The sequence below is a fragment of the Hylemonella sp. P2_B10 genome (genome assembly GCF_056404875.1).
The window spans coordinates 395,043-412,895 of the sequence record NZ_JBFUDE010000001.1; the positions used below are offsets into that span (position 1 = coordinate 395,043).

Here is a 17,853-nt window from a genome sequence, read left to right on the forward strand (position 1 = left end):
CCCCTCAGGCCGCCAGGCTGTGCATTTCCTTGATCAGATCGGCCTTGCCCTCAAAGCCAATGCCGGGTAGTTCAGGCATGGTGATGTGGCCGTTGTCCACCCGCACGCCGTCGGGGAAGCCACCGTAGGGCTGGAACAGGTCGGGGTAGCTCTCGTTGCCACCCAGCCCTAAGCCGGCGGCAATGTTCAGCGACATCTGGTGGCCGCCGTGGGGAATGCAGCGGTCCCAACCCCAGCCATTCTCTTTCAGCATGTCCAGCGTGCGCAGGTACTCCACCAGGCCGTAGCTCAGGGCGCAGTCGAACTGCAGCCAGTCGCGGTCGCTGCGCATGCCGCCGTAGCGGATCAGGTTGCGCGCGTCCTGCATGGAGAACAGGTTTTCGCCAGTGGCCATGGGCTTGGCGTAGTGCTCGGCCAGGCGGGCCTGCAACGCGTAGTCCAGCGGGTCGCCGGCCTCTTCGTACCAGAACAGGTCGTAGGCGCTCAGCGCCTTGGCGTAGTCAATGGCCGTGGCGACGTCAAAGCGGCCATTGGCGTCCACCGCCAGGCGGCAGCCGCTGGGCAGCATCTTCAGCACTGCCTCGATGCGCTTTTGGTCTTCGGCCAGCGGCGCGCCGCCAATCTTCATCTTCACCACGTTGTAGCCGCGGTCCAGGTAGCCCTGCATCTCGGCCGTCAGGCCCTCCAGGCCCTTGCCGGGGTGGTAGTAGCCGCCGGCGGCGTAGACGAACACACGCGGGTTGGCCACCGTGCCCTGCTGTTCGGCCAGCAGGCGAAACAGCGGCTTGCCGGCGATCTTGGCCACCGCGTCCCACACCGCCATGTCGATGGTGCCCATGGCCACCGAGCGCTCACCGTGGCCGCCGGGCTTTTCGTTCTTGAACATCGTGGCCCAGACCTTGTGCGGGTCCAGGTTGTCGCCGGCCTCGTTCACCAGGCTGGCCGCGTCGGCCTCCAGCACGCGCGGGATGAAGCGTTCGCGCATCAGGCTGCCCTGGCCGTAGCGGCCGTTGGAGTTGAAGCCGTAGCCCACCACCGGCTTGCCGTCGCGGATCACGTCGGTAACCACGGCCACCAGGCTCAGCGTCATCTTGGAGAAGTCGATGAAGGCGTTGGCGATGGGGGAGGCGATGGGGGCGGTGCGTTCGCGGATGTCAACAATGCGCATGGTGGAGGGCTCTCAAACAGTGAATCGATGGCGTGATGGTGCCCCCAATCATGAAATCTCTGAAGTGGTAATATTTTGATTAAGCCATGCCCAATTGAGATGTCTAAAGCCACTGCTGCTCGCCACTTCGACCCGCTGACGCTGCGCCTGTTCATCGCCGTCTGCGAAGAGCGAAACATCGCCCAGGCAGCAGCGCGCGAGGCCATCGCGCCTTCAGCGGTGAGCAAGCGCATCAGCCAGCTGGAAGAGCAGACCGGCACCCAGTTGCTGGAGCGCGGCCGCCGTGGCGTGGCGGTGACGCCGGCCGGCGAGACGCTGTGGCGCTATGCACGCGAATCGCTGGCGCTGTTGGACCGCATGCAGGCCGAGCTGGGCGCCTTTGCCGAGGGCGTGCAGGGCCACGTGCGGGTGTTTGCCAGCATGTCGGCCATCGCGCAGTTCCTGCCCGAGGACGTTGGCTGTTTTGCCGCCCAATTTGGACAGGTGCGCGTCAGCCTGGAAGAGCGCGACATCTGGGAAGTGGTGCGTGGCGTGGAAGAGGGCAGGGCCGACCTGGGCGTGTGCTGGGATGCGGTGGATCTGCGCCAGTTGCAGACCTTCGCCTACCGCCAAGACCAATTGGCTGTGGTGCTGCACCCCGCCCACCCACTGGCCAGGCGGCGCGGCATCGCCTTTGAGGACACGCTGGACCACGAGCACGTGGACATCGTGGGTCGCAGCATCATGACGGCCACGCAACAGGGTCAGGCGGCGGCGGCCGGCAAGCGCATGCGCTACCGCATCCAGGTGTCGTCGGTGGATGCGGCTTGTCGCATCGTGGCGGCCAAGCTGGCGCTGGCCATTGTGCCCACCGAAGAAGCACGCGCCATGCGCACCCAACTGGGCTTGAAGGTGGTGCCGCTGACCAACCCCTGGGCCAAGCGGCGCTTTGTGGTGTCCATGCGCGACCGCAGCGCGCTCAGCGTGCCGGCTGGGCTGTTGGTGGACAGCCTGCTGGCTTCGCCGCGCAGGCCGCAACCGGCCTGACACTTTGGCCTCGTTGCCTCACACGCTGATCCGTCCAATCAGATCGCTGCGCGCATCGGCATCCGCTGCATCGCCCGCCAGCGTGACCTGACCGCGCTCCACCAGGTAGAAGCGGTGGCACAGTTCCAGCGCCGCGTGCACGCTTTGCTCCACCAGCACGATGGCAATGCCCTCCTGCGCCAGCACGCGCATCAGCTTGAGCAGTTCTTCCACGATCATGGGCGCCAGGCCTTCGGTGGGCTCGTCGATCAGCAGCAGCTTGGGCTCGCCGGTCAGCACGCGGGCGAAGGCCAGCATCTGCTGCTCGCCGCCGGACAGGGTGGTGCCCATTTGTTTTCTCCGCTCGGCCAGACGTGGAAAGCGCGTGTAGATGTCGTCGAGCTTGCGCTTTTGCGCCGCCCGGCCCCGGCTGGGCGCCTGCATGAAGCCCAGGCGCAAGTTTTCCTCCACCGTCAGGCCGGGGAAAATACGCCGGTCTTCCGGCACCAGGCCAATCCCTAAGCGGCTGATGCGCTCCGACGGCACGCTGTTCAACGCGCCGCCCTCGAATCGCACGTCGCCGCGCGAGGGCTTGACCCAACCCGCAATGGTCTTGACGATGGTGGTCTTGCCCACGCCGTTGCGGCCAAACAGGCCCACCACCTCGCCGGGACCCACGCGCAGGCTGACACCCTGCAGCACGTGGCTCAAGCCGTAATGGGTGTGCACGTCATCGAGTTCCAGCATGCTCACTCCTCATGTTGCTGGCCAAAGTAGGCCGCCTGCACGCTGGCGTTGGCGCGCACCTGGGCGGGCGGGCCTTCGGCCAGTTTCTGGCCCTGGTGCATCACCACCACATGGTCGGACAGGTTCATCACCAGATTCACGTCATGCTCCACAATCAAAATACTCAGGCCGTGCTGGGTGGCCAGGCCCCTGATCAAGGTTTCGGTCTCCTGCGTGTCGGCGTGGCTCATGCCCTGGGTAGGCTCGTCCAGCAGCAGCATGCGCGGGCGCACCGCCAGCGACACGGCAATCTCCAGCCGGCGCTGCTCACCATGTGACAGGTAACCCGCCAGCTCGTGCAGCTTGTCCTGCAGACCGAACTGTTCCACCAGCTGGTCCACGCGCTCGGTGGCGCGGATGCTGGCCGCCACGGGCCGGAACAAGCCGCGCCCCTGCTCCAGGAACTGCGCGGCCAGCCGCAGGTTCTCATGCACGCTGAGTTCAAAGAACAGGTTGGTGATCTGGAACGAACGCGCCAGCCCGGCGCGCAGCATCTGGTCGGGCGAATGGCCGGTCACGTCCTGGCCATCAAACTGCACCCGCCCGCTGGACGGCGCGATGTTGCCGCTGATCAGGTTGAACAGGCTGCTCTTGCCGGCGCCATTGGGGCCGATCACTGCGGTGATGTGGCCGCGCTGGGCGTCGAAGCTCACGTCGTGCACCGCCTTGAGCGCACCAAAACGCACGCCCAATGCGTGCACCGACAGGATAGGTGCCGTCGTCATGCGCGCTCCCCCTGTCTTGCAGCCTGCCGGGCATCCAGGCGGCGCTGCAGCAGCGGTTCCAGGTAGCCCAGCAGCCCGCGCGGGAACACGATCACCACCACCATGAAGAGGATGCCGATGACGATCTGGTGGTGCTCGGTGAACGAGCCCACGACGGATTTCAACCCCGTCAGCAGCACCGAGCCGTACAGCGGCCCGATCAGCGTGCCGGTGCCGCCGACGATGACGTTGATCAGCGCGTTGCCCGAGACCTGGAAGAACATCAGCTCCGGCGACACGAAGCCGCGCAGCATCGGGTACAGCGCACCGCTGATGCCCGCGATGCAGGCCGCGCCAACAAACGCAAGCAGCTTGTAGCGCCAGGGCTGAAAGCCCAGGAAGGGCACCCGGTGCTCGTTGGTGCGTATGGCAGACAGCTGACGCCCGAAAGGCGTGTCCATCAGGTAGCGCAGCCCCAGGTAGAGCGCGAAAATCAAGGACAGGGTGACCAGGAAGAAGCCCCCCGGGTCGGCGGAGCTCAAGCCCGGCAGCACCTGCGCGCCGGGCACGCCAATGATGCCGTCGGAGGCGCCCAGTTCGCGCGTGTTGAACACCACCTTGGAGATCACCTGTGCCATGCCGAAGCTGATCAGCGCGAAGTACACGCCCTTGGCGCGGATCGCAATCACCCCGCCCACCAGCCCGGCCAGCGCGCTGGCCAGCAACGCGGCGCCCAGGCCCAGCCAGAACGAGTTGTGCCATTCCTTCAGCACCAGTGCCGACACATACGCGCCCAGGCCGAAATACAACGCCTGGCCCAGCGGCAGCAGACCGACGCGGCCCAGCAACAGGTCCACCGACAGCGCCAGGCCGCCGAAGATCAACGCCTCGGTAGCCAGGCGCAGGAAAAACACGTCGCCCACCAACTTGGCCAACAGCGCAAACACCAGCGCGGCGGCAAAGAAGACCAGCGTGAACAAGCTTAGAGCGTCGCGCCCGCGCCCAGGTTTTACAGAGGTATCAGGCATGGCCCAGCTTTCCAAACAGGCCCTGGGGGCGCCACATCAGCACCAGCACCATGATGCCGAACAACAGCGGGTCGTTCCACACCGGCGAGATGAACAGGCTGGAGATGGACTGCACCTGCGTCAGCAGCAGCCCGGCCAGCACCGCGCCCTTGATGGAGCCCATGCCGCCGATGATGACGACGCTGAAAGCGATCAGCACAAAGTCGCGCCCCATGGTGGGGAACACCGAGTAGATCGGCGCCAGCAGCACGCCGGCCAGCCCGGCCAGCGCCACACCGAAGGCGAAGGTGCCCGCGTACACGCGCGACACCGGCACACCCAGCGAGGCGCTCATGTGGCGGTCAAAGGCGGCGGCACGCACCAGCGCACCCAGCGAGGTGCGGTACACCAGCAGCCAGACAGCGGCAATCAGCACACCGCCCAGCGCCATCACGAACAGGCGGTAGTTGGGGAAGAACAGGCCGGCCATCTCGGTGGCGCCGGTGATGGGCGCTTCCATGCGCATCGGGTTGGCGCCGAAGATGATCTTCAGCACATCCTCCAGCACCACCCCCAGGCCAAAGGTCAGCAGCAGCGTCAGCGTGTGCCGGTCCTTGCTGTGGAACACGCGCTGCACCAGGCCGCGCTCGGTGGCGTAGCCCAGCAGCGCCATCAGCGCGGGGGTGAGCAACAGCACCCACCAGAACGACATGCCCCAGCCCAGCAGCGCCACGCCCAGGTAGGCGCCCACGGCGTAGAACTCGCCGTGCGCCATGTTGATGACGTCCAGCAGCCCGAAGATGATGGTCAGGCCCAGCGCCATCAGCACCACGGCCACGCCTATCGACAAGCCGTTGATCATCTGCGGCGCCAGCACGAACTGCAGCCAGTCCAGGGTTTGGCCCATGGTCAGCCTCAGAACTTGGTGCAGGTGTCGGGTCCGATGGCGGCGGCTGCAGCCACCTTGCCAACGATCTCGAACTTGCCAGCGTTGACGCGCACCGCGTACATGTCCTGCATGGCCTGGTGGTCACCGGCGCGCAGCGTCTTGACGCCCTGCGGTGTGCTCCACTGGATGCCGCGCATGGCCTCGCGCACCTTGTCGGTGTCGGTGCTCTTGGCCTTTTCCACCGCCGCCTTGTAGAAGTACAGCACGCCGTACGAATCGGCACCGTACAGGTCTGGCTGCGCCTTGTTGGCAGCCTCGAACGCGGCGACGAACTTCTTGTTCTCCGGCGAGTCGATCGAGGCCGAGTAGCCCACGCCGGTGACGAAACCGTCGGCCGCCTTGCCGATGGCGGCCAGGTTCTGCGAGGTCACCGTGCCCGAGGCGCCGACGATCTGCACATTGCGGTTCAGGCCGAATTCGGCCATCTGGCTGAGCAGGCGCACGGTATCGTTGCCGGCCACCGAGGTGTAGATGACGGTGGGGCGGGCCGAGCGGATCTGGCCGAAGAAGGGCGAGTAGTCCTTGTTGTCCAGCGGCGCGAACACCTCGCCCACGGTTTTGGCGCCCTTGCCTTCGGCGGCCGACTTGAACGCCGCCACCGTGCTGCGGCCCATCTCGTAGTCAGGGCCGAGGTAGAACACGCTGGCGCTGGGCTTGGTGTTGGCCATCCAGTCGGCCAGCGCGGCCGACTGCATGCCGGCGCGGGCGTTGACGCGGAACACATTGGGCGAGCATTTGTCGGCGGTGATGGAGTCGGCAAACGACACCGTGGTGGCAATCAGCCGGTTGTTGCGTTCGGCCACCTGGCCCACCGCCAGCGTGGAGCCGGAGTTGACCGTGCCGGTCAAAAAGTCCACCTTGCTGACCTGGAACAGCTTTTCGGCCTTCTGCACCGCCACGGCGGGATTGGCTTCCTCGTCCTCGTAGATCAGCTCAATCTGCCGGCCCATCACGCCGCCGGCGGCGTTGATTTCCTTGGTCGCCAGGTCCAGGCCCCACTTCACCTGCTGGCCGATGCCGGCGTAGGTGCCCGACAGCGGCGTCACCACGCCGATGCGCAATGGCGTGCTCTGTGCCTGGGCGGCAGTGGCAAAGGCGGCGGTGATCAGGGCGCTCAGCAAAACGGGTGTCAGTTTGTTGTTCATGGTGTGTCTCCTCGGGTTGGTTGGGTGAATGTGCGGGAACGGCGGTGGCCTTACAGGCCGGTGAACTTGGGCGTGCGCTTGTCGTGGAAGGCCTCCACGCCTTCGCGGAAGTCGTCGGAGCTGCGCAGGCGCGAGTAGCAGTGGCCTTCCAGCTCGATGGCGATGGACAGCGGCGAGTCCTCGGTGTCGTTGAGCAGCTTCTTGGCGGTGCGCTGGGCCAGCGGCGAGAACGAGCGCAGCTCGTCCACCAGCTGGTCGGTGGCCTGCTCCAGTTCAGCGTCCGGCACAATGGCGGTGGCCACCCCCCAGTCAAAGGCTTGCTGGCCGGGGATGCGGCGCGAGCGCATCACGATGTCCTTGGTGCGGGTGATGCCCACCATCTTCTGCAGCCGCGCCGAACCGCCCGAGCCGGGGATCTGGCCCAGCTTCTGCTCGGGCAGCGCGTACAGCGTGGTTGGCGTGACCAGGCGGAAGTCGCAGGCCAGCGAGATTTCGAAGCCGACGCCGAAGCAGTAGCCCCGGTTGGCGGCAATCACCGGCTTACTGCAACGCGCCGGGGCGGCCACGTTCCAGGCCAGCTTGGACACGTGCTCGGGCGTGGCTTCCAGAAAGCCCTTGATGTTGCCGCCGCTGGAAAAATGCTCGCCCTCGGAGCGCAGCACGATCACGCGCACGGCGTCGTTGGCGTCCAGTGCCTCGAAGGTGATGCGCAACTGCTCGCGCTGCGTCATGGTGATGACGTTCAGCGGCGGGCGCTGCAGCACGATATCGGCTCGCTGGCGTGTGGCGTCGATCTCGACGCGGTAGCCGTCCAACTCGGTTTGCAGCGTCAGGGCAGGGTGTTGCAGGTCGTTCAGGTTCATGGTTTTCCTTTGCAATTGAGCGATGGGGCTATTGAGCGGTTGATCAGTTAATGGGGGCGGTCAGGCCGGCGCATCCGGTGGCGGCCCGGGCGGGTCCTGCTGCTCCGGCGCGTAATCGCCGGCCACCAGCTTGCGGCGCAGCACTTTTCCGACCGGCGACTTGGGGATTTCGGCGACGAACACATACTCACGCGGGCGCTTGAAATTCACCATGTCGGAGCTGCGGCAATGCTGGTCCAGTCCTTCGGCAGAGACGGTGTCCTTGCGCTTGACGAAGGCCACCACGCGCTGGCCCCAGCGCTCGTCCTGCAGGCCGGCCACTGCCACCTCGTCCACGGCCGGGTGCAGCGACAGCACCGATTCGATGTCCACCGGCGAGATGTTCTCGCCGCCGCTGATGATCATGTCGTCCACGCGGCCGGTAACGAACAGGTCACCGTCGGCGTCCACATAGCCGGTGTCGCCGGTGAAGTACCAGCCCTCGCGCAGGCTCTTGGCGTTGGCGTCGGGGCGGTTGTGGTAGCCCTCGAAGGCCTCGTCGCTGAGCAGGTCGGCAATGATCTGGCCTTCCTCCAGCGGCGCGGCCAATTTGTCCACCGACTTGCCGTCCAGCGCCACCACGCGCAGCCGCGTGTTGATGCCGGCGCGCCCGGCCGAGCCGGGCTTGCCCACCGCGTCCTGGTTGATGGCCACCGTGTAGATTTCGGAGCTGCCATAGTGGTTGACGAACAGCTCAGGTTGGAAGGCCTGCTGCAGCCGCAGCAGCAGCGCGTCGTGCATGGGGGCGCCGGCAAAGCCGAGTTTGCGCACGCTGGAGATGTCTGTGCCGGCAAACGCCGGGTGGGCCAGCAGGTCGTGGTACAGCGTGGGCACCAGGTACAGGTGGCTGATGCGTTCGGCCTGGATGGCGGCCAGCGCGGCGGCGGCGTCAAACCGGGGCATGCAGACGAAGCAGCCGTCCAACAGCGCCAGCGCCAGCAGCGAACGCACGCCCATGGTGTGGTACAGCGGCATCACGCCCAGCGTGCGCTCGGCGTAGCCATAACGGTTTTGCGCCACGTGGGCCAGCGCCGCCGCGCGCTCGGCGCGCTGGCGCCTGGGCACGCCCTTGGGCGCACCGGTGGTGCCCGATGTGTACAGCATCAAAGACAGGTCCTGCGCCTGTGCCAGCGGTTGCGGCGCGTGCTCGCCGGCAAAGCAGTCGGCATAGCGCGCGGCGCCAGGTTCGGCCCCACCCTCGCCGACATACACCCGCTGCACCTCTTGACCCAGCGTGGCCTCGCGCACCGCCGGAGCCGATACCTGCTCGTACACCACCACGCGGGCGGTCGAGTCATGCAGGCAGTGGGCCACTTCCTCGGGCTTGGCGCGCCAGTTCAGCGGCGTCATCACCACGCCGGCAAACTGGCAGGCCCAATGCAGCGTGGCCGCCTCCATGCGGTTATGCAGAACCGACAGCAGGTGGTCGCCATGGCGCAGGCCTAGAGCGTGCAGGCCGCGCTGCACGGCGCCGATCTTCAGCGCCCATTGCGCGTAGCTCAGGCGCAGGGGGCCGTCCACCAGCGCGGTGGCACCGGGCGCGCGCTCAGCGCTTTGCAACAGGGTGCGTCCCAGGTCAAGCATGGGCCACCTCCATCAGCGCCTGGACGATAGGGGTGTAGCCGGTACAGCGGCACAGGTGGCCCGACAGCATGTCGCGTACCTCCTGCTCGCTGGGCTGGCGCTGCTGCTGGCGCAGCCGGCGCAACCAGTCGGCGCTGGACATCAAAATGCCGGCGGTGCAAAAGCCGCACTGCAGCGCGTGGTGGCGCTTGAAGGCGGCCTGCAGTGCCGACAAGCTGCCGTCGGCGTCGGCCAGGCCTTCCACGGTGTCGACGCGGCGGCCGTCGGCCTGCACCGCCAGCGTCAGGCAGGCGCGGGCGGCCACGCCGTCCAGCTGCACCGTGCAGGCGCCGCACACACCGTGCTCACAGCCGACGTGGGTACCGGTCAGACCCAGCTCGTGACGCAGGTAGTCGCTCAGCAGCAGGCGCGGCGCGCAGTGCCCGCTGCGCGGGATGCCGTTGACGTGCAGGGTCAGCGGGTGCAACTGGTCGCGCGCCAGTATCGCGTGTGTCATGGGGATCTCCTTGCCTGTTCTTTTGCCTGGTCAATGGCCTGGCGGCCCAGCTGGCGCACCAGGTGGCGCCGCGCCGCCGCGCTCATGTGGCCGTCGTCGCGCGCATCCAGCGCCCAGGCGAATTCGTTGAGGGCGTCGTCCAACGCGCTGCCGTCCAGCAGCGGCCAGTCGCGCGCCTGGGGCCGGTCGGCCACGCCGCCCACGGCCACACGCAGACCTTGTGTATCAGCCACGACAGCCACCGCGCAGATGGCAAAGTCGCCGTGTCGGCGCGAAAACTCGCGAAAGCCAAAGCCCTGGCCGGGTTGCGCCAGCGGAAAGCGCACCGCCTCCAGCAGCTCGTCGGGGGCGCGCGCGGTGCTCAGCATGCCGGTGAAGAAGGCGTCGGCCGCCAGCACGCGCTGGCGTTTGGCGCTGCGCAGCACCACGCTGCCTTGCAGCGCCAGCAGGCACAGCGGCAGCTCGGCGGACGGGTCCGCATGCGCGATGGAGCCGCACACCGTGCCCCGGTTGCGGATCTGGAAATGCGAGATGTGCGGCAGCGCCAGTTGCAACAATGGCAGCTCGCGTGCCAACCCGTCGCGCCATTCCAGCGCGGCTTGCGTGGCGGCGGCGCCAACCTGCAATTGGCCGTCATGCAGCGCGATGTGCGCCAGCGCCGTGCTGCGCGAAATGTCCACCAGCAGGCCGGGCTGCGCCAGCCGCATGTTGAGCACCGCCATCAGCGACTGGCCACCGGCCAGCACACGGGCCTGCTCGCCATGCTGCGCCAGCAGCGCACAGGCTGCGTCAGCCGTGTCGGCGCGCACGTAGTCAAATGCGGCGGGCTTCATGCGCGCACCCCCAGTTGTTGCAACAGCCGGCGCCACCAGGAGGTGGCCACCGGTGCGCCGCTGGCCTGGCGGCCCAGCGACTCGAACAGCTGGGCCACGATGATGCGCGCGGCCCCTTCTAGCATGCGGCTACCCACCATGGCCACCTTGCCGCCGACCTGGGCGCGGTAGTCGTACTTCAGGCGGGTGCCAGTGGGGGTGGCCTCCAGCGTGACCAGGCCGTCCCCCGCGCCGGTGCCCAGCGACGAATGGCCCGCGCCGGCCAGGCGCAGGCTGTGCGGCGGGTTGATGTCGGACAGGATGATTTCGGCCTCGTAACGCGCCTTCACCAGGCCTACACCCACGGTGACGTCGGCGCGGTAGCGGTTGGGCCCGGTGGACGCCAGCGCGTGGCAGCCTGGAATGACCCGGGCCAGCGCCACCGGGTCCAGCAACACGGCAAACACCTTGTCTGGCGGCGCGGCGATCTCGACCTCGCCCTGCGCTTGCAGGCTCAGGCCGCCGCCCTGCGGGGCGGGCGGCACGCGGCGCTGAGGTTCTTTCGGCTGCTGATCAGGCACTTGCAGCAGGTCCAGCACACGTCCGGGCGTCAGCGGCAGGCGCACGTCATCCAGGTCCATGCGCGGGCGCAGCGCGTCCGCAAAGGCATTGGCAATGCACACCGGTGTGCTCATGTTGTTGCCTTCGCCCAGGCCCTTGGCGCCCAGTGGTGTGAAGGGCGATGGGGTTTGCTGGTGCACGACCAGCGGGTCCGGCACTTCGCAGGCGGTGGGCATGAGGTAGTCAGCCAGCGTGCCGGACTGGAAGCTGCCGTCTCCGCCGTAGCGGAACTCCTCCATCAATGCCGCGCCCAGGCCTTGCGCAAAGGCGCCATGGATTTGCCCGTCGGCCAGGGCAGGGTTCAGCAGCCGCCCGGCATCGTGCGCGGTAATGTAGCGGTCCACCCGCACGGCACCGGTGGCGGGGTCCACCTCCAGGCCGCAGATGTCGAACACAAAGCCGTAGCAGGCCGAGGTGTTGACGCGGTCGTCCGCATCGGGCGCGGCCAGCACCTCGGGCGTCCAGAAGGCGGTTTCGCGCAGGCCCGGGGCCATGCCCGCCGGCAGCAAGGCGGGCGCCCAATGCGGGCTGGCGGCCAGGCGCGTGAACGGCTGGCGCTGCGATGGTTCCGTGCTGTTGAAAATGTGGCCATCGGCAAAGGCCACATCGGCAGGCAAGCAGCCAAACTGCTGAGCGGCGATCAGCGCCAGCTTGTCGCGCAGCTTGCACGCGGCCAGGTGCACGGTGCCAGCCACAGCGCCGGCAAAGCGGCTGGAATAGTTGCCGGCGGCCACCGACCAGGCGTCCTTGGCGGTGTCAAATTCCACGTTCACCACCACTTGCGCGGGCTGCAGGCCCAGCGCATCGGCCACCACCTGGGCGCACACCGTCATGTGCCCCTGGCCGGCCGGGGCCGATGCGATGGTGACGTTGACGCCACCCAGCAGGTCGATGGCCACGGTGGCGCTGGCAATGGCGCCGTTCTTCGGGCCGGCCTTGGCGCGCTGCTCCGGCGTCAACACGGTGCTGATGTAGCCCATGTTGGACACCGAGGGCTCCACGATGGCGGCCACGCCTATGCCATACAGCCGCCCGGCGGCGCGCGCGGCGCGTTGGCGCTCCAGCAGGCCTTGCTCGGCGGCAGCGGCCTGGGCCAGTTCGGTCAGGCGCTGGTAGTCGCCCGAATCCAGCAGTGCACCTGCGGCGGCGCGGTAGGGGAACTGGTCGGCGCGCACGTAGTTGCGCAGCCGCAGCGCCACCGGGTCCATGCGCAGGGTGACGGCGATGCGGTCCAGCAGGCGCTCCAGCGCGTAATAGACCTGCGGGCCGCCGAAGCCGCGCACCAGGCCGGAGGGGGTCTTGTTGGTCAGCACCACGCGGTTGCGCACTTTCAGGTGGGCGATATCGTAGGCGCCGGTCAGGCAGCCGTGCATGCGGTAGAAGGTGGCGGGCTCGGGCGCACGCAGGTAGGCGCCGACCTCGTCCACCTGGTCCCAGTGCAGCGCCACAATTCGGCCATCCGCCGCCACATCGGCGGCGAGGGTGGTCTGGCGCGCTGTGGCCGAGGTGGCGGCGCTCAGGTGCTCCAGCCGGTCTTCGACCCATTTCACCGGGGCACCGGCCTTGCGCGCGGCCAGGCACATCAGCACCACATAGGGAAACACCGCCTGCTTGACGCCGAAGCTGCCGCCCGAATCGCGCGGCACGCGGTGGCGCAGCTTGTTGCCGGGCACCTTCAGTGCCAGCGCCATCACCGCGTGCAGCGAAAACGGACCCATGAAGTTGGACAGGGCGTCGTAGCCCTCGTCGGGCCCCAGGTATTCGGCAATCACTACGCCGCACTCGATCGGTGAGCAGCTGTTGCGCGGGTAGTGCACGGTGGTGCTGATGCGCTGCGTGCCAGGAAAGGCAGCGTCGGGCTCGCCATAGCTGAAGTGGCGTTCGGACACCACGTTGCTGCCCACCGCGTCGTGCAGCAGCGGCGCATCGGGAGCCAGCGCGGCGTCAATCTCCACCACGGCGGGCAAGGCCTGGTAGTCCACCCGCACCAGGTCCAGCGCATCTTCGGCGGTGTAGCGGTCTTCGGCCACCACCACCGCCACCGGTTCGCCCACGTGGCGCACCCGATCCACCGCCAGCACCCAGTGCTGCATGGGCTGCTTGACGCCCACCACGAAGGGCTGGGCCCAGCGCTGCACGTCGGCCCCGGTGAGCACGGCGCGCACGCCGGGCAGTTGCAGTGCGGCGCTGGCATCGATGGCGCGCAGCAGCGCATGGGCGTGTGGTGAGCGCAGCACGGCGGCGTGCAGGGTACCTGGCTTGACGCCCACGTCGTCCGCATAGGCGCCGCGCCCGCTCAGCAGGGCGGTGTCTTCCAGACGCTGTAGGCGCTGCCCGACAAAGGGCACGCCCGGCGCTGCGGGGGTGGCTTGCAAGTCTTGTCTCCTGTGGCCCGCTGGCGGGCTCGTTGTTGTGCCGCCCCAGTGTCGGCAAACAGGAGATGAGGGGTTACCGCGAGAGTCCGGGCATCAACCCCACAGTCAGAAAACTATCCAAATAGTCTGGCGATATTGTTCACAGCATGTCCGGGCCGCTGGCGGTGGCAGGTGGCTCGAACAGGTTGACGGCGCGCCGGTAGTCGCTGGGCGTGATGCCCAGGTGAGCGCGGAAGAAACGCGAAAAATGGCTGGGTGCGGAAAACCCCAGCTCGTGCGCAATGTCGCCCACCGACGCCGGGCTCTGGGCCAGGCGGGCAATGGCGGCCTCAAAKCGCAGCACATTGGCGTACACCAGCGGCGTGACCTGGGTGTCGCGCTGAAATAGTGTGAAGAAGTGCGCACGCGACAGGCCGGTCTGCGCCGCCAGGCCGTCAACGTCAAGCTCCCAGGCGGCGTCCTGCCGCATCAGCGCGATGGCGTGGCGGATGCGGGGGTCCATCGATGCCGGCGGGCGGCTACGCAACAGGCCGGCCAGATCACGCCACCCCGAGCTGCTGCCGATCACCTCGATGATCAGCTCGAACAGCAGGTTTTCCAGCCGGCTGGGCGACACCTCGTCGGCCCACCACAGCTCCAGCACAAACTCTTCCACGTTCTTGCGCGTGACAGCATTGAGTTGCACGGTGGGCTTTGGGAAAAAGCGCGGGTGCCCCGACAGCACCAGCGAGCGCTGGATCTCGGCCAGCCAGGCCGGCTCGATGTACAGAGCCAGTATCAGTGTGCGCTCTTCGGGCGGCGCCGAATGCTCATAGGCGTGGTGCTCCCAGGCGTTGACCAGCACCGCCAGTTCGTCGGTCAGCGGAGCGACTTCGCCGCGCACGCGAAAGGCACTGTCTGCACCACCCGCCTTGATCAGGATATGGCAGTGGTGGTGGGCATGGCCGACCAGCGACGTGTTCATGTCGAGCAGCGCGACGCGCCCGAAGCGTCCTTGAAAAATCTTGACGGCTGACGACACAGTGGAAGCGGGGGGAGGGAATGGGCGGGGAAACCCATAGAGCATACCCGCTGCGCAATTACCTCGGCAACCCGGCTAACCCGCAGTCTGCCGGGTCAGCCCGCCAGCGACCCCAAGTGGCCTGATGGCCAGACATGCGGCCAGCCAAGCTGGCCTCTGCGCCTTACGGCCGTGCCGGCGGTGGCGGTGGCGGCACCACGATCAGCGTGTCGCCCTCCTTGCCACGGCGGCCACGATCACCTTGCGGCCCCTGTTCGCCGGGCGCACCCTGCGGGCCTTGCGCACCCGGTGCACCCTGGTCACCCGGAGGGCCAGGCGGGCCAGGCACAGGCACCGGGACCGGGTTGTTCACCACGGTAGGCGCCGGCGCCGGGGTAGGCGCAGGGGTGGGCACGGCCACCACGGCCGGGCGGTCGCAGGCAGTCAATGCCACCGCGCTGAACAGGGCTGACAACGCCGTCAGCCGCAAAGAGTGCTTATCCATGTGGGATCCTCCTTCGGTGTGGACTAAAACGTCACGGGCACAGCTTAGGTGGGTGAGGCGGCGGTGTCCGTGCGCTGACCAACATGCGGCCGTGCGCCAACGCACAGAGCCTCATGGTGGCCAGCGTTAGGCTGTCTGGCATCGCAAGTTCGAGGACAGACGCCATGACACGCAGACACCGCATCCACCTCATCAGCGCCTTCGCGCTGGGCACCCTCATGCTGGCCGCCAGCGCGCAAGCCATGGACAAGGGCGTCACAGACAAGGGCATCGCCTACATCTCTGGGGGCGCGGGCGAGACCGAGCAGCAGGCGCTCAGTGAAGCCAAGGGTGCCTACACCTTCTGGCTGACCACGGCCGCCAAGGGCACCGGCGCCTTCATGGCCAGCGTGCAGGTGCGCATCATGGACGGCCGTGGCCAAACCCTGTTGGACCGCGCCACAGATGGCCCCTGGCTGCTGGTGGCGCTGCCGCCCGGCAGCTACAACGTGGAAGCCACCAGCCAGGCCAATGGCGGCAGTCCGGCGCAGACGAAAAAGGCGGCTTTCACCACGGCGGCAGGTACGCAGAAAAGGCTCACGCTGGCCTTCGACCAGCCGCAATGAAACGGCGCATGAAGAAGCGCCTGCAGGCGGCCGCCAGGCGTCAGTGCAGTCGTGACGCCACCGGTGGCTGCGTGACCGATGGCTCGGGCACGGGCACCGGGCTTTCCAGAGGCGGCGGCTCCATCGGGCCGATGCCGGGCAGCGGCAGTTCCGGCGGCAAGGGCGGCACCTCGGTTGGCGAAGGTGCCGGCTCGTGATGGGTGGAAATGCGGTTGCTGCGATTGACAGAGGGCTGTATGGTCATGCTGGCGCTCCAAAGGATACCTGTGCGTTCATTATTCGCGGCCCTGTGCCAGGCGTTGCCCGCCAAGGGCGCGTCTGCGTGTAGGACGGCAGCCCATGCAGAAGCAAACCTTCCCACTGATTGATGACAAAGGAGTTACCCAAGATGGCCAAGAACACAATCTGTCTGTGGTACGAGCGCGATGCCGAAGAAGCCGCACGCTTTTACGCCGAGACCTTTCCGCAAAGCAGCGTTGGCGCTGTCCACCGCGCGCCGGGCGACTACCCGGACGGCAAGGCGGGTGATGTGCTGACGGTCGAATTCACCGTCGCGGGCATTCCCTGCATAGGGCTCAACGGGGGGCCGCAGTTCAAGCACAGCGAGGCGTTTTCCTTCCAGATCGCGACCGAAGACCAGGCTGAAACCGACCGCCTTTGGAACGCCATCGTCGGCAACGGCGGGCAGGAAAGCTATTGCGGCTGGTGCAAGGACAAATGGGGCCTGAGCTGGCAGATCACCCCGCGCGTGCTGACCGATGCCATGGCCAAGGGCGGTGACGTTGCCAAGCGCGCGTTTGAGGCCATGATGAAGATGGGCAAGATCGACGTCGCCACCATCGAAGCCGCCGTGCGCGGCTGAGACTCTGGTAACGTGCAGCCTCCACAGTGGAGGTTGCAGCATGCGTATCGCACATCGCTTCGGGTTCGGGCTTTTCCTGCTGCTGGCCGCCTGGGCGGGCATCGCCAGCATGGCGCACGCGCAAACGCGCGGGCGTGATCTGGGCATTCCCTTCGCCGGCCAGACCGGCCCGCTGAACGCCATCACCGACGTGGCCGGCATCGCCGTCGGGCACGTCACCCTGATTGCCGGCGACGGGCCGCTGGTGGTGGGGCAGGGCCCGGTGCGCACCGGCGTCACCGCCATCCTGCCGCGGCCGCGCGGCAACTGGGACCCGGTGTTTGCCGCCACCTTCAACCTGAACGGCAACGGCGACATGACGGGCATCAACTGGATCAAGGAATCCGGTTTCATGGAAGGCCCCATCCTGTTGACCGGCACCCACAGCGTGGGCACCGTGCGCGACGCCGCGATCCAGTGGCAACTGAAAAACGGGCGCGACTTTGTCTTCACCTACCCCGTGGTGGCCGAGACTTTCGACTTTTTGAACGACGCCAACGGCGAGCACGTCAAGGCCCAGCACGCCATGCAGGCGCTGGACCGCGCCAGGCCCGGCGCGGTGGAGGAGGGCGCGGTGGGCGGCGGCACCGGCATGGGCTGCAATGGCTTCAAGGGCGGCATCGGCACGTCATCGCGCCTGTTGACGGCCGCGCAGGGCGGCTACACCGTGGGCGTGCTGGTGCAATGCAATTTTGGTGGCGACCTGCGGATATTGGGTGTGCCGATACGGCCGGAAATCACCGACCTGCGCACCTGCACCGTGCTGGCGCAGCCGCTGACGCGCGAATGGACGCGGCGCATGCCACCGTGTTCGCAAACCGTGGGCGCGTTGACCGATGTGGCCCCGGGCGAGCACGAAGGCCGCGGTTCCATCATCGTGGTCGTGGCCACCGATGCGCCCTTGCTGCCGCACCAGCTGGAGCGCATCACCCGCCGCGTGGGCATGGGCCTGGGACGGCTGGGCAGCTGGGCCAGCAACTTCTCGGGCGATCTCTTCCTGGCGTTTTCCACCGCCAACCCGGGCGCCGCCAAGGCCGACGGCACACCCGCGCTGACCATGCTGCCCAACGACAGGCTGGACCCGCTGTTCATCGCCACCATAGACGCCACCGAAGAGGCCGTGGTCAACGCCATGCTGGCGGCGAAAACCATGACCGGCGCGGACGGTATCCGCGTCTATGGGTTACCGGGTGACAGACTGGTTGCCGCGTTGCGCAAGTACAACCGGATGAAATAACACCTGCAGACCGCGGTTTGGGGGCAGCAACGGACCGGTATAGTACTTCCC

General features: G+C 67.3%; 18 protein-coding genes. 5 read left to right on the forward strand and 13 right to left on the reverse strand.

The window, feature by feature from the left end:
* Nucleotides 1-4 precede the first annotated feature (4 nt).
* On the reverse strand, nt 5-1,168 hold the full coding sequence (locus AC1DX2_RS01830) for a mandelate racemase/muconate lactonizing enzyme family protein (protein WP_477194575.1): 1,164 nt from the start codon (nt 1,166-1,168) through the stop codon (nt 5-7).
* Between the two features lie 99 nt (nt 1,169-1,267).
* Between AC1DX2_RS01830 and AC1DX2_RS01835 the strand changes: the two genes are divergently transcribed.
* Entirely contained in the window at nt 1,268-2,194 is a 927-nt protein-coding gene (locus AC1DX2_RS01835) for a LysR substrate-binding domain-containing protein (protein ID WP_477194576.1), read from the forward strand.
* An 18-nt stretch (nt 2,195-2,212) separates the two neighbouring features.
* On the opposite strand, the gene AC1DX2_RS01840 is transcribed toward AC1DX2_RS01835, so the two are convergent.
* From AC1DX2_RS01840 to AC1DX2_RS01895, 12 genes are all read right to left on the reverse strand, one after another.
* Entirely contained in the window at nt 2,213-2,920 is a 708-nt protein-coding gene (locus AC1DX2_RS01840; protein ID WP_477194577.1) for an ABC transporter ATP-binding protein, read from the reverse strand.
* Between the two features lie 2 nt (nt 2,921-2,922).
* Entirely contained in the window at nt 2,923-3,684 is a 762-nt protein-coding gene (locus AC1DX2_RS01845; protein WP_477194578.1) for an ABC transporter ATP-binding protein, read from the reverse strand.
* Nucleotides 3,681-4,691 carry a branched-chain amino acid ABC transporter permease gene (locus AC1DX2_RS01850; protein WP_477194579.1) on the reverse strand — a complete coding sequence of 337 codons (1,011 nt, stop codon included), beginning with the start codon at nt 4,689-4,691 and terminating at the stop codon, nt 3,681-3,683. Before AC1DX2_RS01850 ends, AC1DX2_RS01845 begins: the two co-directional genes overlap by 4 nt.
* The gene (locus AC1DX2_RS01855; RefSeq protein ID WP_477194580.1) at nt 4,684-5,577 is read right to left on the reverse strand and encodes a branched-chain amino acid ABC transporter permease; all 894 of its coding nucleotides are present in this window, start codon (nt 5,575-5,577) and stop codon (nt 4,684-4,686) included. The genes AC1DX2_RS01850 and AC1DX2_RS01855 overlap by 8 nt, the downstream gene beginning before the upstream one ends.
* Nucleotides 5,578-5,585: 8 nt before the next feature.
* Complete coding sequence (locus AC1DX2_RS01860) at nt 5,586-6,764, reverse strand: ABC transporter substrate-binding protein (RefSeq protein ID WP_477194581.1); 1,179 nt, start codon at nt 6,762-6,764, stop codon at nt 5,586-5,588.
* Between the two features lie 50 nt (nt 6,765-6,814).
* On the reverse strand, nt 6,815-7,621 hold the full coding sequence (locus tag AC1DX2_RS01865; RefSeq protein WP_477195742.1) for an enoyl-CoA hydratase/isomerase family protein: 807 nt from the start codon (nt 7,619-7,621) through the stop codon (nt 6,815-6,817).
* Nucleotides 7,622-7,687: 66 nt separating this feature from the next.
* Entirely contained in the window at nt 7,688-9,250 is a 1,563-nt protein-coding gene (locus AC1DX2_RS01870; protein ID WP_477194582.1) for an AMP-binding protein, read from the reverse strand.
* Nucleotides 9,243-9,746, reverse strand: coding sequence for a (2Fe-2S)-binding protein (locus AC1DX2_RS01875; RefSeq protein WP_477194583.1), 504 nt, complete (start codon nt 9,744-9,746; stop codon nt 9,243-9,245). Before AC1DX2_RS01875 ends, AC1DX2_RS01870 begins: the two co-directional genes overlap by 8 nt.
* Nucleotides 9,743-10,579, reverse strand: a complete 837-nt coding sequence (locus AC1DX2_RS01880; RefSeq protein ID WP_477194584.1) for an FAD binding domain-containing protein — start codon at nt 10,577-10,579, stop codon at nt 9,743-9,745. Before AC1DX2_RS01880 ends, AC1DX2_RS01875 begins: the two co-directional genes overlap by 4 nt.
* Nucleotides 10,576-13,554, reverse strand: a complete 2,979-nt coding sequence (locus AC1DX2_RS01885) for a xanthine dehydrogenase family protein molybdopterin-binding subunit (protein WP_477194585.1) — start codon at nt 13,552-13,554, stop codon at nt 10,576-10,578. Before AC1DX2_RS01885 ends, AC1DX2_RS01880 begins: the two co-directional genes overlap by 4 nt.
* Before the next feature lie 139 nt (nt 13,555-13,693).
* Complete coding sequence (locus tag AC1DX2_RS01890; protein ID WP_477194586.1) at nt 13,694-14,518, reverse strand: helix-turn-helix domain-containing protein; 825 nt, start codon at nt 14,516-14,518, stop codon at nt 13,694-13,696.
* A 220-nt stretch (nt 14,519-14,738) separates the two neighbouring features.
* The gene (locus AC1DX2_RS01895; RefSeq protein ID WP_477194587.1) at nt 14,739-15,059 is read right to left on the reverse strand and encodes a collagen-like protein; all 321 of its coding nucleotides are present in this window, start codon (nt 15,057-15,059) and stop codon (nt 14,739-14,741) included.
* 164 nt (nt 15,060-15,223) lie between these two features.
* Between AC1DX2_RS01895 and AC1DX2_RS01900 the strand changes: the two genes are divergently transcribed.
* The 4 genes from AC1DX2_RS01900 (at nt 15,224) to AC1DX2_RS01915 (ending at nt 17,802) form a co-directional block, all read left to right on the forward strand.
* Nucleotides 15,224-15,664: a carboxypeptidase regulatory-like domain-containing protein gene (locus tag AC1DX2_RS01900; protein ID WP_477194588.1), complete on the forward strand. Its 441-nt coding sequence runs from the start codon at nt 15,224-15,226 to the stop codon at nt 15,662-15,664.
* Nucleotides 15,661-15,861, forward strand: a complete 201-nt coding sequence (locus tag AC1DX2_RS01905) for a hypothetical protein (RefSeq protein WP_477194589.1) — start codon at nt 15,661-15,663, stop codon at nt 15,859-15,861. Before AC1DX2_RS01900 ends, AC1DX2_RS01905 begins: the two co-directional genes overlap by 4 nt.
* Nucleotides 15,862-16,052: 191 nt before the next feature.
* Nucleotides 16,053-16,526, forward strand: coding sequence for a VOC family protein (locus AC1DX2_RS01910; RefSeq protein WP_477194590.1), 474 nt, complete (start codon nt 16,053-16,055; stop codon nt 16,524-16,526).
* Nucleotides 16,527-16,566: 40 nt separating this feature from the next.
* The gene (locus AC1DX2_RS01915; RefSeq protein ID WP_477194591.1) at nt 16,567-17,802 is read left to right on the forward strand and encodes a DmpA family aminopeptidase; all 1,236 of its coding nucleotides are present in this window, start codon (nt 16,567-16,569) and stop codon (nt 17,800-17,802) included.
* Nucleotides 17,803-17,853: the final 51 nt, after the last annotated feature.